15 protein-coding genes are annotated in these 18,126 nt (G+C 72.3%); 2 read left to right on the top strand and 13 right to left on the bottom strand.

The window, feature by feature from the left end; genetic code table 11:
- Positions 1-19 precede the first annotated feature (19 nt).
- Both QSK21_RS25625 and QSK21_RS25620 read left to right on the top strand, forming a co-directional pair.
- A complete protein-coding gene (locus QSK21_RS25625) occupies positions 20-193 on the top strand; it encodes a hypothetical protein (protein ID WP_285699560.1) in 174 nt (57 codons plus the stop codon).
- A 249-nt stretch (positions 194-442) separates the two neighbouring features.
- Positions 443-1,315 (top strand): hypothetical protein, encoded by an 873-nt coding sequence (locus QSK21_RS25620; protein ID WP_285699559.1) that lies wholly within the window; start codon positions 443-445, stop codon positions 1,313-1,315.
- Here the strand turns inward: QSK21_RS25620 and QSK21_RS25615 are convergent.
- From QSK21_RS25615 to QSK21_RS25555, 13 genes are all read right to left on the bottom strand, one after another.
- Positions 1,276-2,145, bottom strand: a complete 870-nt coding sequence (locus tag QSK21_RS25615; RefSeq protein WP_285699557.1) for a TIGR03936 family radical SAM-associated protein — start codon at positions 2,143-2,145, stop codon at positions 1,276-1,278. The two genes, QSK21_RS25620 and QSK21_RS25615, sit on opposite strands and share 40 nt — an antisense overlap.
- 164 nt (positions 2,146-2,309) lie before the next feature.
- Positions 2,310-4,232, bottom strand: coding sequence for a TIGR03960 family B12-binding radical SAM protein (locus tag QSK21_RS25610; protein ID WP_285699556.1), 1,923 nt, complete (start codon positions 4,230-4,232; stop codon positions 2,310-2,312).
- 87 nt (positions 4,233-4,319) lie between these two features.
- Positions 4,320-5,504: a rod shape-determining protein RodA gene (gene rodA, locus QSK21_RS25605; RefSeq protein WP_285699555.1), complete on the bottom strand. Its 1,185-nt coding sequence runs from the start codon at positions 5,502-5,504 to the stop codon at positions 4,320-4,322.
- Positions 5,501-7,582, bottom strand: a complete 2,082-nt coding sequence (gene mrdA, locus QSK21_RS25600) for a penicillin-binding protein 2 (protein WP_285699554.1) — start codon at positions 7,580-7,582, stop codon at positions 5,501-5,503. The genes rodA and mrdA overlap by 4 nt, the downstream gene beginning before the upstream one ends.
- The gene (mreD, locus tag QSK21_RS25595) at positions 7,579-8,214 is read right to left on the bottom strand and encodes a rod shape-determining protein MreD (RefSeq protein WP_285699601.1); all 636 of its coding nucleotides are present in this window, start codon (positions 8,212-8,214) and stop codon (positions 7,579-7,581) included. Before mreD ends, mrdA begins: the two co-directional genes overlap by 4 nt.
- Before the next feature lie 5 nt (positions 8,215-8,219).
- Positions 8,220-9,230, bottom strand: a complete 1,011-nt coding sequence (mreC, locus tag QSK21_RS25590) for a rod shape-determining protein MreC (protein ID WP_285699553.1) — start codon at positions 9,228-9,230, stop codon at positions 8,220-8,222.
- A 116-nt stretch (positions 9,231-9,346) separates the two neighbouring features.
- Positions 9,347-10,381, bottom strand: a complete 1,035-nt coding sequence (locus tag QSK21_RS25585; protein WP_285699552.1) for a rod shape-determining protein — start codon at positions 10,379-10,381, stop codon at positions 9,347-9,349.
- Between the two features lie 235 nt (positions 10,382-10,616).
- Positions 10,617-11,027 (bottom strand): nucleoside-diphosphate kinase, encoded by a 411-nt coding sequence (gene ndk, locus QSK21_RS25580; RefSeq protein WP_285699531.1) that lies wholly within the window; start codon positions 11,025-11,027, stop codon positions 10,617-10,619.
- A gap of 95 nt (positions 11,028-11,122) precedes the next feature.
- A complete protein-coding gene (locus tag QSK21_RS25575) occupies positions 11,123-12,487 on the bottom strand; it encodes a hypothetical protein (RefSeq protein ID WP_285699530.1) in 1,365 nt (454 codons plus the stop codon).
- Positions 12,488-12,606: 119 nt separating this feature from the next.
- Positions 12,607-12,960 carry a DUF4233 domain-containing protein gene (locus QSK21_RS25570; RefSeq protein ID WP_285699529.1) on the bottom strand — a complete coding sequence of 118 codons (354 nt, stop codon included), beginning with the start codon at positions 12,958-12,960 and terminating at the stop codon, positions 12,607-12,609.
- A complete protein-coding gene (locus QSK21_RS25565) occupies positions 12,957-14,339 on the bottom strand; it encodes a bifunctional folylpolyglutamate synthase/dihydrofolate synthase (protein WP_285699600.1) in 1,383 nt (460 codons plus the stop codon). The genes QSK21_RS25570 and QSK21_RS25565 overlap by 4 nt, the downstream gene beginning before the upstream one ends.
- Positions 14,340-14,442: 103 nt before the next feature.
- Complete coding sequence (locus QSK21_RS25560; protein WP_285699528.1) at positions 14,443-15,444, bottom strand: hypothetical protein; 1,002 nt, start codon at positions 15,442-15,444, stop codon at positions 14,443-14,445.
- 37 nt (positions 15,445-15,481) lie between these two features.
- Positions 15,482-18,106, bottom strand: coding sequence for a valine--tRNA ligase (locus QSK21_RS25555; RefSeq protein WP_285699527.1), 2,625 nt, complete (start codon positions 18,104-18,106; stop codon positions 15,482-15,484).
- Positions 18,107-18,126: the final 20 nt, after the last annotated feature.

Raw genomic sequence — 18,126 nt, 5'->3', positions numbered from 1 at the left:
ACTGCTCCGCGCCAACAAAGTGACCAGCGTCACCGACCTGCTGCGACCCCTCGACGGCACCTGGCTGCCCGGCGCCAACGGGCCCTGCGGCATCGCCAGACTGCGCGGCGGCCTCAACGGAGCCGCCGGACTCCACGCTCCCACCGGGCTGCGCGGTCTCCCCGGGCTCCACGGCGCCACCGCTCACCTGTGACCCCGCAGCATCCCGTGAGGCGCCACCGGACTCCGCGGCGTCACCAGGCTGCGTGGCACCGAAGTTGCCAGCGTCACCCATCTCCTGCGGATCCTCGATGGCACCTGGCTGCCTGACGCCAACGGGCTCTGCGGCATCCGACTGTGCGGTCTCAGCGGAGTGCACAGCGCCGGCCTCCACGGTGCCGCCGGCCACCTGCGACCCCGCAGCGTCCTCCGAAGCACCGCCAGACTGCTCGGAGCCAACAAAGTGACCAGCGTCACCGACCTGCTGCGACCCCTCGACGGCACCTGGCTGCCCGGCGCCAACGGGCTCTGCGGCATCGCCGGACTGCGCGGCGGCCTCAACGGAGCCGCCGGACTCGCCAGCGCCCGGCTCCGCGGTGGTGCCAGAGCGGCCGGCGTCAGCCGACTCCTGCGCCTCTTCGACGGAGCCCGGCTGCTCGGCGCCAACGGGGGCTGTGGCATCGCCGGACTGTGCGGTCTCAGCGGAGTGCACAGCGCCGGGCTCCACGGTGCCGCCGGTCACCTGCGATCCCGCAGCGTCCTCCGAGGCATCGTCGGGCTGCTCGGCACCAACGGGGGCTGTGGCATCACCGGATTGTGCGGCGGCCTCAACGGATTCGCCGAGGGTGCCGCCGGTTGGCTGTTCGCCGGACTGCGTGGCCTCAGGGGTCTGGGTGGTGGTTGGCTGTTCGGTGGGCTGGGTGGTGATGCCGGAGTGGCCGGCGTCTACGGATTCCTGGGATTCCACTTGTGTGGTTTCGCCAGGCTGCGTGGTGGCGGGTTCCTTGGTGCCGCCGGATGGGGTGGGGGTGTCGTCTGTCGTGTTATCGGTGCCTTCGGCCTGGGCCTGATCGGCTTCGTTCTCCAGCATGCGGGCAATCTCCCGTCAGGTTCCCGGGCGCGACCGTCCGCCGCCGCTTGGGGCGGGCTGGTGCGGTGCGCCGCACGGGAACTCTCCAGTCAGTCGTCGGCGCCGCCGCCTCCGGGCCAGGATGGTGGCCCCGAGGCGACGACGAAGTCGTCGGGGGCGCGCCCGCCGCTCCCTGGAAACCGGTTCCGCGTCACCACGGCTTCGGTCTACGAGCGGGCGCCGGCGACATCCGCGATCGCGGCCTGATCGGACTGCAACGGCGCGTGAACGGGCGCCGTCCCGGCGTCATCGCCGGACGGCACCGCGGTCTGGCGCCCGGGCGAGAAGGCCCGGTCGAGTTCGAGCGGATCCGCGAGCTCACCGGTCTGCGCGTCGAGTGGCCCCTGCGCCAGCCTGGTCACCAGCGGCGGTGACGGCGGCGCGAGGTCGGCGACCTGGCGCAGTCCGGTGAGGATGTCGTCGGGTCGAACGGCAGGTGTGGTATGCCGAACAACCATTCGAAGTATTGCACAAGGGGCGTCCGCCGCCTCCGCGGCGCGCCGGTCCCGCTCTGCCTCGAGAGCGCTGACGGCGGCGCGCACGTCGAAACGGCGCCGTCCCTTCTTGGTGAGCCGTTCCACCTCGATCGTGGCGGCGCCGAGGAAGGCGGCCACGGCCCGTGCGGCGTCGCTCTCGCGTACGCCGTCCAGCCGCACCCGCCACTCGGACGCTTCGAGCCGGTCCGCCAGCGCGCTGGTCTTCTCCGGTCCGGCGGCCACGACATCCACGATGTCGAGCCCGTCCGGCAGCGCGGCGTCCAACTCGGCCCGTACCCGCCCAGGGTCGCGGGTCTCGGTCAGCCCGATCTCCAGGTACTCCGCCTCACTGGCCACCCCGGTCGCCGCCGCACCCGCGTACGAGATCTTCGGATGCGGGCTGAATCCGGCGCTGAACGCGACGGGGATCCCGGCGCGCCGTACGGCGCGTTCCACGGCCCGGGATATGTCGCGGTGGCTCGTGAACCGCAGCCTGCCGCGCTTGGCATAGCGCACGCGCAGGCGCTGGATCACTGGGGCCGGCGCCGGGCCCTCCGGCATGGGAGCCAGGGCTTTCGTCCTTCCTACTCGTGCCGAGTCGAAAACGTCTCCCTATAGAGTACGGGTCGCCCGGGGCCCTTCGACCCGCCGGGCCTCCGGGAACAATCCAGGAACGGCGCGACGACCTGGGCTTTCGTCCCGGAGACCGCGCGTGGAACGTCGTTCTAGACAACGGAGAGCGGGAGCAGTTTCTTCCCGGTCGGGCCGATCTGGATCTCGGTTCCCATGGTCGGGCAGACGCCGCAGTCGTAGCAGGGCGTCCAGCGGCAGTCCTCGACCTCGGTCTCGTCCAAGGCGTCCTGCCAGTCCTGCCAGAGCCATTCGCGGTCGAGCCCGGCGTCGAGGTGGTCCCAGGGCAGCACCTCGACCTCGTCGCGTTCGCGGACGGTGTACCAGTCCAGGTCGACCGGCTCGTCGGCCAAGGCCCGCTCGGCGCAGGCCGTCCAGCGGTCGTAGGAGAAGTGCTCGCTCCAGCCGTCGAAGCGGCCGCCGTCCTCCCACACCGCCCGGATGATCCTGCCGACGCGGCGGTCGCCGCGCGACAGCAGGCCCTCCACGATGGACGGCTTCCCGTCGTGGTAGCGCAGCCCGATGGCCCGGCCGTACTCCTTGTCGGAGCGCAGCGCGTCCCGCAGGGCGCGCAGGCGCCGGTCGACGGTCTCGTGGTCGCACTGCGCGGCCCACTGGAACGGGGTGTGCGGCTTGGGCACGAACCCGCCGATGGACACCGTGCAGCGGATGTCCCGGCGGCCGGTGGCGTCCCGGCCCGCCTTGATCACGCGCCTGGCCATGTCGGCGATGGCCAGGACGTCCTCGTCCTCCTCGGTGGGCAGCCCGCACATGAAGTACAGCTTGACCTGCCGCCAGCCGTTCTCGTACGCGGTGGTGACGGTGCGGATCAGGTCCTCCTCGGTGACCATCTTGTTGATCACCTTGCGCATCCGCTCGGAGCCGCCCTCGGGGGCGAACGTCAGCCCGGACCTGCGCCCGCCCCGGGAGAACTCGTTGGCCAGCGTGATGTTGAAGGCGTCCACCCGGGTGGAGGGCAGCGACAGCGACGTGTTGGTGCCCTCGTAGCGGTCGGCCAGGCCCTTGGCGACCTCGCCGATCTCGCTGTGGTCGGCGCTGGACAGGCTGAGCAGGCCGACCTCCTGGAACCCCGACTCCCTGAGGCCCTTGTCGACCATGGCGCCGATCGTGGTGATCGACCGTTCCCGCACCGGGCGGGTGATCATCCCGGCCTGGCAGAACCGGCAGCCGCGGGTGCAGCCGCGGAAGATCTCCACGCTGAACCGCTCGTGCACGGTCTCGGCCAGCGGCACCAGCGGCTTGCGCGGGTACGGCCACTGGTCCAGGTCCATGACGGTGTGCTTGTCGACGCGCCACGGCACGCCGGGCCGGTTGGGCGCGACCCGCTGGATCCGCCCGTCCGGCAGGTAGGTCACGTCGTAGAACTTCGGGACGTACACGCCGCCCGACTTGGCCAGGCGCAGCAGCAGCTCGTCGCGGCCGCCGGGGCGTCCCTCGTCCTTCCACTCGCGGATCACCTCGGTGATCGCCAGCGCGACCTCCTCGCCGTCGCCGAGCACCGCGGCGTCCAGGAAGTCGGCGATCGGCTCCGGGTTGAACGCGGCGTGCCCGCCGGCCAGCACGATCGGGTGCTCCTCGCCCCGGTCGGCGGCCTCCAGCGGGATCCCGGCCAGGTCGAGCGCCGTGAGCAGGTTGGTGTAGCCCAGCTCGGTCGCGAACGACACGCCGAGCACGTCGAACGCCCCGACCGGACGGTGCGCGTCCACGGTGAACTGCGGGATGCCGTGCTCCCGCATGAGCGCCTCCATGTCCGACCAGACGCTGTAGGTCCGCTCGGCCAGCACGCCCTCGCGCTCGTTGAGGATCTCGTAAAGGATCTGGACGCCCTGGTTGGGCAGCCCCACCTCGTAGGCGTCCGGGTACATCAGCGCCCACCGGACCCGTGCCTCGTCCCAGTCCTTGACCTGGGAGTTCAGCTCGCCGCCGACATACTGAATCGGCTTGCCCACGCGCGGGAGCAGCGGCTCCAGACGCGGGAAGATCGACTCGACAGGCATGCGATGGGCCTCCGGAATCACGGCTCTGGAAGAGTCACGGGGAACCCTCAGCCTACCGCCGCGCCCGGGACGCCCCGGCCGTACGGGCTAGTCGTACGGGCGGCGTCTCAGATGCACGGCCTGCAGCAGGCCAAGGGCGATCATGTTGGCGAACGTGGCGGAGCCGCCGTAGGACACGAACGGCAGCGGCAGGCCGGTGATCGGCATGATGCCCAGGGTCATGCCGATGTTCTCGAACGACTGGAAGGCCAGCCAGCACACGATGCCGGAGGCGACCAGGGTGCCGAACAGGTCGGCGGCCTGCGTGGCGATGCGCAGGCCCCGCCACATCACCAGGCCGAGCAGCAGGACGATCGCGGCGCCGCCGATGAAGCCCAGCTCCTCGCCGGCGACGGTGAAGATGAAGTCGGTCTGCTGCTCGGGGACGAAGTGGCCGCCGGTCTGCTCGCCGTTGAACAGCCCCTTGCCGGTGACGCCACCGGAGCCGACCGCGATCCGGGCCTGCTGGGCGTTGTAGCCGGCGCCGCGCGGGTCGGCGGACGGGTCGATGAACGCGGTGAAGCGGGCGATCTGGTACGGCTTGAGCAGCCCGAAGAACCACACCGCGAACCCCAGCAGCAGGCCGCTGCCCACCAGCCCGGCCAGCCAGCGCTTGCGGGCGCCGGAGACGGCCAGCATGCCCAGCACGACGAAGATGAACACCAGCGTGGTGCCCAGGTCCGGCTGCAGCATGATCAGGACGGCGGGGGCGCCGACCAGCAGCAGCGCCAGCAGCATGTCGCGGGTGCCGGGGCCGACCTCGCCGTCGCGTGGCTCGCCCAGGATCATCGCCAGCAGCACCACCAGCCCGACCTTGGCGAACTCCGAGGGTTGCAACTGGAAGCCGCCGCCGACCACGATCCAGGAGTGTGAGCCGTTGATCGTCTCGCCCAGCGGGGTGAGCACCGCGATCAGCCCGACGCAGGCCAGCCCGTACAGGATCGGGGCGTAGGCGCGCAGCAGCCGGTAGTCCATGACCGACACCAGCGCGCCGATCGCGAACGCCAGCACGACGTTGAGCACGTGCCGCTGCACCATGCTCTCGGGATCCTCGCCGCGTTCGGCCAGCAGCGGGTACGTGGCCGCCCTGACCAGCAGCGACCCGAGCACCGACAGCACCAGCGCCGACAGCACCAGCACCCAGTCGAGCCGGCGCAGCGCCGCCAGCCGCCGCTTCCACAGGCCGCGTTCGCGGTACCCGTCGAGCGTGCCGACCCCGGTGTCGCCGATCACTGCGCGGTCCCCGTCGTCACCCTGGGCTGGAGGTCGGGCAGGTTCTCCGGCAACTTGCCGTCCTTGAGGGCGGGCTTCTTGCCGTTCAGCCCGTAGATCGCCTCGTAGATCTCGCGGACGGCGGGCGCGGCGGTGGAGCCGCCGGTGCCACCCTGCGAGACCATCACGACCACCGCGAACCTCGGCTTGTCCGCGGGGGCGTAGGAGGCGAACCAGGAGGTGTCGCCCTTGCCGAAGACCTCGGCGGTGCCGGTCTTGCCGGCCACGCGCAGCTTGCCGAAGTCGAAGCCGTGGAACGCGCCCGCCGCCGTACCCGACTTGGGCACGTCCGCCAGGCTGTCCCTGATGTAGTCGAGCACCTTGGCGCGGACCGGCAGCTTCGGCGCCTTCGGCGCCTCGATGCGGCGCACCAGCGTGCCGTCGGGGTTGAGCACCGCGACGCCCAGCCTGGGCACCACCAGCCTGCCGCCGTTGGCCAGCGCCGCGTAGGCCCTGGTGAGCTGCAACGGGGTGACCAGGACGTCGCCCTGCCCGACGGAGAGGTTGGCCGCGTCACCCGCGCGCCACAGGTAGCCTCCGGCGCAGTTCTCGGCGGCGATGGCCTTGAGGTAGGCGGCGCGGCCCGGGTCGGACTTGGCGAGCTCCGGGTAGCCGCGCTTGGCGCCCTTGCAGTTGGCCTCCTTGGTGGCGTTCCAGTAGTCGAGCTTCCACTTGCGGTCGGGGATGCGGCCCGTGGCCTCGTCAGGAAGGTCGATGCCGGTGCGGGTGCCGAAGCCCCAGTCGCGGGCCATGGCGACCATCGGGTCGGCCGGCTTCTTGCGGGGCTTGGTGCCGCCGTCGCGGAGCCACTGCTCGTAGGCGAACTTGTAGAAGATGGTGTCGCAGGAGACCACCAGGGCGCGGTGCAGGTTCATGTTGCCGTGCGCCTGGCCCTCGAAGTTGCGGAACGCCCGGGTGCCGACCTTGAACGAACCCGGGCAGGGGTAGATGCCGTTGAGCGAGTAGCCGTTCTCGACCGCCGCGGCCACCGAGGAGACCTTGAACGTGGACCCGGGCGCGAACTGGCCCTGGGTGACCCGGGAGATCAGCGGCTCGCCGCGCTTCTTGCCCAGCAGCGCCTCGTACTCGTCCTGGGAGATGCCGCCCGTCCACACGCTCTGGTCGTAGCTGGGCCGGCTGGCCAGCGCCACCACCCGGCCGTCGGTCACGTCCATCACCACGGCGGCGCCCGCGTCGGCCTTCTCGCCGCGTCCGCGCGCCGCCTCCATCTGGTGGTCGAGCGCCTTCTCGGCCGCGGCCTGCACCTTGGCGTCGATGCTGGTCACCAGGGTGGAGCCGGGCACGGCCGCCTGTTCGGAGGCGGTGCCGGTGACCCGGCCCTGGCTGTCCACCAGCACCGTGCGCAGGCCCGGCTCGCCGCGCAGGTCGGCGTCGTAGGTCGCCTCCAGGCCGTCCCGGCCGATCAGGTCGACGGCGCTGTAGCCGGTGACGAGCAGGCCCTTGCGCCGGTCCATCTCCTCCTGGGTGATCGGCTGGAGGTAGCCGATGGCCTGCACCGCGGTGGCGCCCTCCGGCTTCGGGTACTCCCGTACGGCCTGGACCTGGGCGGTGACGCCGGGGAACTCCTCCTGCCGCTCCATGATCTGCATGGCGCGCTTGGGGTCGACCCGGTCGTCCACGGGGATCGGCTGGTACGGGGAACCGGGCCAGCACGGGCGCTTGACCGTGGGCGAGCACAGGCGGGTGCGCTTGGTCAGCTCGTCGTAGGTGGTGCCCAGGACGCCCGCCAGCTTGGTCAGCACCGCCTTGCCCTCGTCCTTCTGGCGGGACAGCGCGGTCTTGTCGACCGACACCACCAGGGCGGTGCGGTTGCGGGCCAGCGCGCGGCCCGAGCTGTCCAGGATCATGCCGCGGACCGCCGGGACGACGATGTCGCGGGTGCGGTTCTGCGCGGCGACCTGCCGGTAGTAGTCCCCGTCGAGGACCTGCAACGTCCACAGCCGGCCCAGCAGCACCAGCGTCATCGCGCCGACCAGCACGTACAGCACGACCAGCCGGAAACGGGTCTTGGGGTTCACAGGCCCGGCCCCCGGCCCGAGATCGCTCCGAACCCGCTGTCGGCGGCTCTGCGGTCGGACAGGGCCCGGTAGCGGGCGGCGGGAACGATCATCCGGTCGCGCCCGCGCTCACGGCGCTCGTGTCTGCCGGTGACGCGCAGCACCGCCCACACCACGAACGGGCTGGCGAGCACGTCGTACAGCACCTGCAACGGCACCATCCGGGACGCCAGCGTCCATGTCGAGCGGGCGTCGCCCAGCATCATCCCGGTCACCGCGTACAGGACGGACCCGGCCAGCGCCCCGGCGGCGACCGCGAGAAACGGCACCAGCGACTGGCGGTCCATCTCGTCGGCGGCCAGCCCGCACACGTACCCGATCAGGCAGTACGTGAGGGCGTACCGGCCGATGGTGTGGTCGGCGGGCGGGATGATGTCGGCGGCGAGCCCGGCCGCGAATCCCGCCACGATGCCGGTCATCGACCCGTACACCAGGGCCAGCGCCACCACCGCGAGCAGCACCAGGTCGGGCGTGACCTGGCCGGGCAGGGGCAGCCTGTTGGCCACCGACACCTGCAGGACCAGCGCCACCGCAAGGATCAGTCCGGCCAGCAGGTTGCGGCCGGTCGGCGTGGTGTCCGGTGCGTTGAGCACGTCGATCAATCCCCCGATCGTGTCGTTCTCGGCCTCGGTGACCCGGAGTCGTCGCCGCTGGGGCGCTCCTCCGGGGCTCCGCTTCCGCGCGGACTGGGGGTGCCGCTGCCCCTCGGGGTGGGCGTGGGCGTGGGGCTGGGCCGCGGCGGCAGGACGGCGTCGCGCGGGTCGGCCTTGGGCGGCGCGACCACGACGGCGACCACGTCCAGGCTGGTGAAGTTGGTGAACGGGCGGATATAGGCGGTGCGGATCAGCCCGCCCGACGGGGCGTCGATCCGCTCGATCACCCCGATCGGCACCCCGGGGACGTAGGGGCGCTCCCCCTGCGATCCCAGCGTGACGAGCCGCTGGCCGACCTGGAGCGGGGCGTTGGCGTTGAGCATCTGGAACCGCATCGGGGTCGTCCCGCCGCCGCCCAGGCCGCGGCGCCCCCTGCCCTGGACGAGCCCGATCTCGCGGCTGGCCTCCAGCCTGCTGCCGACCGTGGAGGTGACGTCGGTGGCCAGCAGCACGGTCGCGGTGTGCGGGCCGACCCTGGTGACCCGGCCGACCAGTCCCTCGGCGCTCATGACGGTCATGTCGGGACGGACGCCGCTGGTGCTCCCGACGTCCAGCGTGACGGTGTCCTCGTAGCCCTGCCCCGCGGAGATCACATGCGCGGCGACGATCTTGTAGCCGCCGATCCCGGCGGTGCCGAGCAGCCGTTGCAACTGGGCGGCCCGGTCACGGTCGAGCCGCCCGGCCCGGAGCTGCTCGCGGAGGCGCTGGTTCTCCCGTTCCAGCCGGTCGGCCCTGCGCCGCTCGCCGGGGGCGTCGGTGATCGCGTCGAAGGTGCCGCCGATCGGGCGTACCACCGCGGCCGACGCCCGCTCGACCGGGCCGAAGACGGCGGCGCCGAGGCCGCGGAGCCCGCGCAGCGGCGAGTTCGCGCCTCCGCGGTAGTCGACCGTGATCATCGTCAGCGCGACCACCAGCAGCACGCCGAGGACCACGCGGGTCCGCCGGGTGTCCTTCACCCACCGACCTCCCGATTCGTCGTCTTGGGGGGACGGCGCCGCCCCCGGGGGCCGCGGTCCCCCGATCGGCTCCGCCGGACCGGCGTGCCGCCGGACGGCCGGGCCGCGTCAGTCCGTCAGTGGCGGGGCTCGGGGACGAGCACCTGCCGTAGCGACTCGAAGTCCTCCACGCACTTGCCGGTGCCGAGGACCACCGAGTCCAGCGGGTTGTCGACCAGATGGATCGGCATTCCGGTCTCCTCGCGCAGCCGCTCGTCCAGGTTGCGCAGCAGCGCCCCGCCGCCGGTCAGCGCGATCCCGCGGTCCATGATGTCGCCGGACAGCTCGGGCGGGCACTTGTCGAGAGTGGTCTTGACCGCGTCCACGATCGAGTTCACCGGCTCCTCGATCGCCCGCCGCACCTCCTCGGCGGAGATCACCACCGTCTTGGGCAGCCCGCTGACCAGGTCGCGGCCCCGGATCTCCGCGTGCGGCTCCTCCTTCTCGGCGGGGAACGCCGAACCGATCGCCATCTTGATCTCCTCGGCGGTGCGTTCCCCCAGCATGAGGGAGTACTCCTTCTTGGAGAACGAGATGACGGCCTGGTCGAGCTCGTCGCCGCCGACCCGGACCGACTGGCTGGTGACGATGCCGCCCAGCGAGATGATCGCGACCTCGGTCGTGCCGCCGCCGATGTCGACGACCATGTTGCCGGTCGGCTCGTACACCGGGAGACCGGCGCCGATCGCGGCGGCCATGGGCTCCTCGATGATGTAGACGCGGCGGGCGCCGGCCTGGTAGCCGGCCTCCTTGACGGCGCGCTGCTCGACGCCGGTGATGCCGCTCGGCACCGCGACCACGATCCTGGGTTTGGCGAAGTGGCGTCTCTTGTGCACCTTCTGGATGAAGTAGCGCAGCATCCGCTCGGTCACGTCGAAGTCCGCGATGACCCCGTCCTTGAGGGGACGCACGGCGACGATGTTGCCCGGGGTGCGGCCGATCATCCGCTTCGCCTCGATGCCGACCGCGACGATCTTCCCGGTGTTGGTGTTGATCGCCACGACCGAGGGCTCGTTGAGGACGATGCCGCGCCCGCGCACATAGACCAGCGTGTTGGCGGTGCCCAGGTCGACCGCCATGTCACGGCCGAGAAACGACAACTTGTTACCCATGAAAAAAGGGAGCCCTTCATGCTTGACGGGCGTGCAGAGCGGCGTCCCCATCGTAACGCGACGAAGCCGGGCAGGGCAGGCACCCCCAGGCCGCGCGTCGGCTAAAAAGCCGGTGCCCGACGGCTGACTTTTCGGTGAAACGCGACGCGGGCCGGATGATCCGGCCCGCGTGTCATGGTGATCGTGCCCGGTGATCGTGCCCGGTGATCGTGCGCCGTTCGGCGTCGGGGCGCGGTCAGGCCAGTTCGGGGAAGAACAGCTTGATCTCGCGGGCGGCGGAGTCGGGAGAGTCGGAGCCGTGCACGATGTTCTCGCCGATCTCCAGCGCGTGGTCGCCGCGGATGGTGCCGGGGGTGGCCTTGACCGGGTCGGTCGCTCCGGCCAGCGCGCGGAACGCCTCGATCGCGCGGGGCCCCTCGACGACCATCGCCACCAGGGGGCCGCCGGTGATGAACTCCACCAGCTCGCCGAAGAACGGCTTGCCGGCGTGCTCGCCGTAGTGGGTCTCGGCGGTCTCGCGCGTCAGCGTGCGCAGCTCCAGCGCCACGAGCCTCAGCCCCTTGCGCTCGATCCGCGAGATGACGTCGCCGACGACACCGCGGCGGACGCCGTCGGGCTTGACCAGGACAAGAGTGCGCTCGGACACCGGTGGTTCTCCTTGGAAGGCTCGTGAACGACGAAAGGTTCTTGAACGATGGACCCGCACCCCTCACCAGGGGCCTGCCGGGTGCGCCGCGAAGCTTACCCGGCGACCGGCTCCGGCAGCGCCTTGGCCGGGGTTGAGGCCCTGTGGCGCCGTGCCGCCAGGGCGGGCGGCAGCGCCAGCATGAGGGCGATCGCGGCGGCCGTGAGCAGCCACGTCTGGTAGCCGGCGGCCAGCGCCTGTGCCTGCTGCGCAGGGGTGGCCGCATGCGCCTGCTGCCAGCGTCCCGCCTGGAGCGAGAGGACGAGGAGCTGGCCTGTCAGGAGGGCGGGGAAGCACAGCCCGAGGCCGAACAGCGCCGCGCCCGCGCCCGCGTCCCGGAGCGAGGCGGCCAGCGCGACCCCCACGCCCAGGCCCAGGGGGACGAGCACCGCCGTCAGCGGACGGGGCTCGGCCGGGGTGCGTGCGGCCAGTGCCGTCAGCACCGCTACAACGATGAGCGTGTGCCCGGCCAGGACGGTGCCGTGCACCGCACGCTCGGGGAGCCGAACGGTGAGCAGCGCACCGGCCAGCGCCGCCGCTCCGCACGCCGCGAACGGGACGGGCGGCACCGCGCCCTCGGCGGCGGCCAGGCCCGCCAGCGGCCCTGTCACCGGGTACGTGAGGAGCCCGGTGGCGACCATCACGACCGCGCAGCGGAACGGGCTGCCCGCCGCCGCGTCCCGTCCCGCCGCCAGGGCCGGTCCGCACAGCGCGACCAGCGCGATGCACGCCACGACCAGTTGCGCGCCCGGCGACCACTGGTGCGTGGCCATCACCGCCAGGAACGCGACACCGGCGGCGGGGGCGATGGGCAGCATCACCTGCCCGCGTTCCGCCTGCTTCGGTACGGGCAGGGGCTCGCCACGCCAGGCCAGGCACGGCACGAGCGCCGCTAGCGCCACCAGTGCGGGCCATGGGAAGGGGGCCAGCGCCACACGCCAGTGACCGCTCATGGGAAGCACGTACAGGGCCAGGGGCATCGCCACCAGCAGGCCCGCGCCCAGCGCCCCCGCCCACAGCGCGACGAGGAACCTGCTGCGCATCGCCCACACCAGCACGGCCGTCGCAGGGAGGACGAGCCCCGCTCCCACGCCTTGCAACACCCGTCCCGCTGCGATGAGCGGCACGGTCTCGGCGTACCGGACGCAGGCGAGCCCGGCGAGCAGGCTGAGCAGGCCCGCCGCCAGCACGGCCCGCGCCGGGAGGCGCCGCGCCATCACCGCCGCGGGAGGGACGGTCAGCACGAGGGCGGGGAGCGTGAGCCCCGCGGCGCGGACGAAGCCGGACGCCGCCGCCAGGTCGGCGCGCGCCCCCTCGACGACCTGCGCGCTCAGATCGGGAACGACCAGCGCGGCCGCCGGCGGGGCCGCCAGCGCCAGCAGCGCCGCTCCCGGCATGGCGATGAAGGAACGGTAGGACACGGCCCTCCCCTTCCGAAGGTCGCCGCCCACCGTTCGCGTTGTACTTAATCAACGGTAATTTCCCGAAATAACCGTTTCGGATTGCGCGGCGGGCGAATGGCGAAGCCGTCCCCGCGAATTTAGCGCGCGCCCGCGCGCCCCGTCCGGCGGCCCATCCAGATGACCGTCCCCCAAAGCGCGCCGAAAAGGGCGCCAAGGAAGAACATGGTCGGCACCATGAAACCGGTCGCGATGATCAGTGCCTGGAGCGCCGACCCGGCGGCCACCGCCCAGGGGAATCGCAGCATCCCCGCCATGACCAGGCACAGCACCGCCAGGCCCCCGCACACCAGCCCGGCCGCCCCGGCGTCCACGCCGCCCACGGTGATCGCCACCGGGATCGCGAGCCCGATCACGACCGCCTCGCACGCCAGGATCGTCGCGAACAGCCGCCGGACGGCGCTCATCGGACCCGCCTCGTTCGCCGCGCTCATCGGGAACCCTCCACACGGAGCAGGATGCGGGCGTCGCCCACCGTGACCGTCGAGCCGGTGATCAGAACGCCCGCGCCGCGGTACTCGCCGGTCTCCTCGGCCAGGCCGATCGCCAGGTCGATGGCGTCGTCCAGGCGCGGCGACGGATGCACGCGCTCCGGGCCGAAGATCCCCTCGGCCAGGTCGGCCAGCTCCTCGGGCGGCAGCGAGCGGGACGAGGAGTTGCGGGTCACCACCAGCTCGGCCAGCACCGGCTCAAGCTGGTCGAGGACGCCCGCCAGGTCCTTGTCGGCGGCGCCCGCGAACACCCCCACCAGCCGGGTGAAACCGAACGACTCGGTGATCGTCCGCACGGTCGCGGCCATCCCCTCCGGGTTGTGCGCCGCGTCCAGCAGGACGGTCGGGCCGGTGCGCACCACCTCCAGCCGTCCCGGCGAGGTCGACTTGGCGAACCCGCTGCGGACCAGGGCCGGGTCGAGCTGCCCGGCGTCCCCGCCCGCGTACGTCTCGCCCGGAGCGATGCGCGTCGCCGCCTCCAGATTGGGCTCGCCCCGCGTCGGGGCGCCGCCGGCGAACGCCTCCACAGCGGCCAGGGCGGTCACGGCGTTGCTCGCCTGATGGTCGCCGAACAGCGGCAGGAAGATCTCGTCGTACTCGCCGTGCAGGCCCTTCAGCCGCAACTGCTGGCCGCCCACCGCCACGTCGCGTCCCAGCACGCCGAACTCGACGCCCTCGCGGGCCACGACCGCGCCGACCTCGGCAACCCGGCGCAGCAGCACCTCGGCGGCGGGCACCTGCTGCTGCGCCAGCACCGCGACCGCGCCCGGCTTGATGATCCCGGCCTTCTCCGCGGCGATCTCCTCGATCGTCCCGCCCAGGTAGTCGGTGTGGTCCAGGCCGATCGGCGTGATCACCGCCACGGCGCCGTCGGCCACGTTCGTGGCGTCCCAGGCGCCGCCCATCCCGGTCTCCACCACCGCCACGTCCACCGGCGCGTCCGCGAACGCCGCGAACGCCATCCCCGTCAGCACCTCGAAGAACGACAGGTGCGGCTCGTGCTTGTCGTCGACCAGCCCCAGGTAGGGCAGCACGTCCTCGTAGATTTGGACGAACCGCTCCTCGCCGACCGGCTCCCCGTCGATGGCGATCCGCTCCCTGATGGTGGTCAGGTGCGGGCTGGTGAACAGGCCGGTCCGCAGGCCCCGCTCGCGCAGCAGCGCCTCGATCAGCCGGGCGGTGCTGGTCTTGCCGTTCGTCCCCGCGACATGGATCACCGGGTAGGCCCGCTGGGGCTCGCCCAGCAGCTCCACGAGATCACGGATGCGGTCGAGGGTGGGGTCGAAGCTCCATTCGACGCCGCGCGCGCCGATGGCGGCCATGACCTTCTGGTAGTCGCTGAGTCGGGATGCCGGCACGCAGCCAGCCTACTTGCGCCCTGCCCCGTCCCGGACGCACCCCGCGTTCCCCGACCGCTCCGGGGCGTCAGCTCGTGCGCTTCTCCAGGTCGGCCCGCATGCGGGCGGTCAGCTCGGCCAGACCGGCGGGCCGCGCGGTCTCGGCCGGGTCGTTGGACGCGATGAAGCCGAAGGAGTTCGCCGTCGCCCACGCGCAGTAGAGGTGGGTGGCCGACAGCACCGCGAACGTCCCGCAGGCGACCTGCCCGCCTCCCTTGCCCGGGACGGTCGGCGCCGCGGTGAGCAGCGTGCTGGGACGTGCCCGCTGTAAGAAGGCGGCGGGGTCGCCGATGGCGGCCTTCCCGCCGAGGAACAGGACGTCCGGCCCGCCCGTCGCGGGGTCGAGGTAGGCGCCCTTAGCGGTGACGGCCTCCGCCACGCCGCCCGCGCGGGCCGCCGCGATGAGGAACGGGTAGGCGGCGGTGGCCTCGGGAAGGCCGTCGTCCTTGCGGAGGCCGCCCGCCGTCCCGGCCGCGGTGACCTCGTACACGGGGATCTGCTCTTGCCTGGGCAGGGTGACGACGACCGCCGCCGCGACCACGCCCAGGAGGAGCACGACACCGAGCGCCGCCCACAGGCCCTTCCGCCTCCGCCGCCGTGGCCGGGGCTCAACGGGGGCGGGCGGTGGCGCGGGGGCGGGCGGTGGCGCCACGCGCACGTCCACAGGCGGCGCCTGGACGGGCAACGGCCCCGTCCCATGGGGTAATGGCGGGGCGGGCGCGGTCAGGGGCGGAGGGGCCGTCTCGATGATGTCCTGGACCACGCCCTGGACGACCTCCTGTGCCATGCCCTGGGCAAAGTCCTGGGCATAGCCCTGCCCGTAGTCCTGGGCGGCGCCTTGGGCGTAGTCCTGGGCGTCCCCGAGGGGCAGGTGCTCCGGCGGCGTGGGGTCCGGGGTGGACTTGGCCCACCAGGGCGCCACCGGCAGCGGCGCCGGTGGCAGCATGAACGGGCGCCCCGCTCCCCCGTCCGCGTCCAGCTCGAGGTCCTCGTCCGGCGGCAGATCCGGCCGGGGGAGCGATTCAGTCATGGCGCTTGCGAAGCCTCTCCTCCACGGGCCGCCGCGCTCAGCCGGACGGCAGCGCGGCGAGCTGGGCCTCCAGGCGCCGGATATCGGCCTCCGCCTGGACGAGCCGGTCCCGGTTCTTGGCCACGACCGCCTCGGGCGCCTTGGCCAGGAACGCCTCGTTGGCGAGCTTCCTCCGGGCCTGGTCGGCGTCCTTGCGGGCGGCGGCCAGGTCCTTCTCCAGCCGCCTGCGCTCGGCCGCCACGTCGATCGCCCCGGCCGTGTCCAGCCGCACCGTCACGCCCTCCACCGGCAGGGACGCCGTCGCCGAGAACGCCTCGCCCGGCTGGTTGAGGCGCAGCAGGGTACGGATGCCCTCCTCGTGCGCGGCCAGCGGCGACGCGCCGAACTCCAGGACGGCGGCGACCCGCTGCCCCGGCTTGAGCCCCTGGTCGCTGCGGAACCGCCGGATCTCGGTGATCAGCCGCCGCAGCGACTCCACCTCGGCCTCGGCGGCCGCGTCATGCCGCGCCGCGTCGGCGACCGGCCACGCGGCCGTCACCACCGTCTCGCGGCCGGTCACCGACGTCCACAGCTCCTCGGTGACGAACGGGATCATCGGGTGCAGCAGCCGCAGCAGCGTGTCGAGCACCTCGCCCAGGACCCGCCGGGTCCTGTCGGCCCGCTCATCGGTCAACTGGACCTTGGCCAGCTCCACGTACCAGTCGCACACCTCGTCCCAGGCGAAGTGGTACAGCGTCTCGCACGCCTTGGCGAAGTCGAAGCCCTCCAGCAGGGCGTCCGCCTCGGCCACCACACGGTTGAGCCGCGACAGGATCCAGTTGTCGACGGTGGTCAGCTCGGCGGCGGGCGGCAGGTCGCCGCGCACGTGCGCGCCGTTCATCAGCGCGAATCTGGTGGCGTTCCAAAGCTTGTTGCAGAAGTTGCGCGAACCCTGCGCCCACTCGTCCGCCACCGGGACGTCGCCGCCCGGGTTCGCGCCGCGCAGCAGCGTGAACCGGGTGGCGTCGGCGCCGTACCGCTCGATCCAGTCCAGCGGGTCGACCACGTTGCCGAACGACTTGGACATCTTCTTGCCGTGGGCGTCGCGCACCATGCCGTGCAGCGCGATGACCTTGAACGGCTCGGCGCCGTCCATCGCGTACAGCCCGAACATCATCATCCGGGCGACCCAGAAGAACAGGATGTCGTACCCGGTGACCAGCACCGAGGTCGGGTAGAAGCGCTCCAGGTCGGCGGTGCGGTCGGGCCAGCCCAGGGTCGAGAACGGCCAGAGCGCGGACGAGAACCACGTGTCGAGGACGTCGGTGTCCTGCGTCCAGCCCTCGGGCGGCTCCTCGTCCGGGCCGAAGGCCACGACCTCGCCGTCCGGGCCGTACCAGACCGGGATGCGGTGCCCCCACCACAGCTGCCGGCTGATGCACCAGTCGTGCATGTTGTCGACCCACTCGAAGTAGCGGGCCGCCATCTCCGGCGGGTGGATCGCGACGCGCCCGTCCCGGACGGCGTCGCCCGCCGCCTTGGCCAGCGGGCCCACCTTGACGAACCACTGGAGCGACACGCGCGGCTCGACGACCGTGGAACAGCGCTGGCAGTGCCCGACCGCGTGCTCGTACGGGCGGACCTCCTTGACGATCCTGCCCTGCTGGCGCAGCGCCGCCACCACGGCGGGACGCGCCTCGAACCGGTCCAGGCCCTCGAACGGGCCGGACGCGGTGATCACGCCGCGCTCGTCCATGATCACCTCGACCGGCAGGTCATGGCGGCGGCCGATCTCGAAGTCGTTGGGGTCGTGCGCCGGGGTGACCTTGACGGCGCCGGTGCCGAACTCGGGGTCGACCAGCTCGTCGGCCACCACGGGGATGCGCCGGCCGGTCAGCGGCAGCTCGACCTCGCGCCCGACCAGGTGCCTGTACCGCTCGTCGTCGGGGTGGACGGCCACCCCGGTGTCGCCCAGCATCGTCTCGGCCCGGGTCGTGGCCACCACGATCTCGGTGTCGCCCGACCCGTACCTGATGGAGACCAGCTCGCCCTCGCGCTCGGCGTGCTCCACCTCGATGTCCGACAGCGCCGTCAGGCAGCGCGGGCACCAGTTGATGATCCGCTCGGCGCGGTAGATCAGGCCGTCGTCGAACAGCCGCTTGAAGATCGTGCGGACGGCGCGGGCGCGCCGGTCGTCCATCGTGAACGCCTCGCGCGTCCAGTCCACGCTGTCGCCCAGCCGCCGCATCTGGCCGAGGATCGCGCCGCCCGACTCGGCCTTCCACTGCCAGACGCGCTCGACGAACGCCTCCCGGCCCAGGTCATGCCGGGAACGGCCCTCCTTGGCCAGCTCGCGCTCGACCACGTTCTGGGTGGCGATGCCCGCGTGGTCCATGCCGGGGACCCACAGCGCCTCGTACCCCTGCATGCGGCGCCGCCGGACCAGCGTGTCCTGGATCGAATGGTCCAGGGCATGGCCCATATGCAGCGAACCTGTCACATTAGGAGGCGGTATCACGATGGAGTACGCGGGGGCGTCCGGACGCCGGCCAGGGTCGGCGGTGAAGTGCCCAGCCGATACCCAGCGTTCGTAGAGCCTGCTCTCGACGTCCGCAGGCTGGTACTGGGTGGGCAGCTCGACCTCGGCGGCCCCATGGCCGCGCTGAATGCTGGGCGTTGTCACGGAGCCCGATTCTACGGGTC

The organism is Actinomadura sp. NBRC 104412, assembly GCF_030269515.1.
Taxonomy (GTDB): domain Bacteria; phylum Actinomycetota; class Actinomycetes; order Streptosporangiales; family Streptosporangiaceae; genus Spirillospora.
This window is presented reverse-complemented; position numbering and strand designations above follow the sequence as displayed.

What these genes read in the sequence shown, in the direction of transcription:
- QSK21_RS25560 (WP_285699528.1), bottom strand. Translation starts at nt 15,444, where the DNA reads ATGACTGAATCGCTCCCCCGGCCGGATCTGCCGCCGGACGAGGACCTC.
- QSK21_RS25615 (WP_285699557.1), bottom strand. Translation starts at nt 2,145, where the DNA reads ATGCCGGAGGGCCCGGCGCCGGCCCCAGTGATCCAGCGCCTGCGCGTG.
- QSK21_RS25585 (WP_285699552.1), bottom strand. Translation starts at nt 10,381, where the DNA reads ATGGGTAACAAGTTGTCGTTTCTCGGCCGTGACATGGCGGTCGACCTG.
- QSK21_RS25570 (WP_285699529.1), bottom strand. Translation starts at nt 12,960, where the DNA reads ATGAGCGCGGCGAACGAGGCGGGTCCGATGAGCGCCGTCCGGCGGCTG.
- QSK21_RS25610 (WP_285699556.1), bottom strand. Translation starts at nt 4,232, where the DNA reads ATGCCTGTCGAGTCGATCTTCCCGCGTCTGGAGCCGCTGCTCCCGCGC.
- QSK21_RS25565 (WP_285699600.1), bottom strand. Translation starts at nt 14,339, where the DNA reads ATGGCCGCCATCGGCGCGCGCGGCGTCGAATGGAGCTTCGACCCCACC.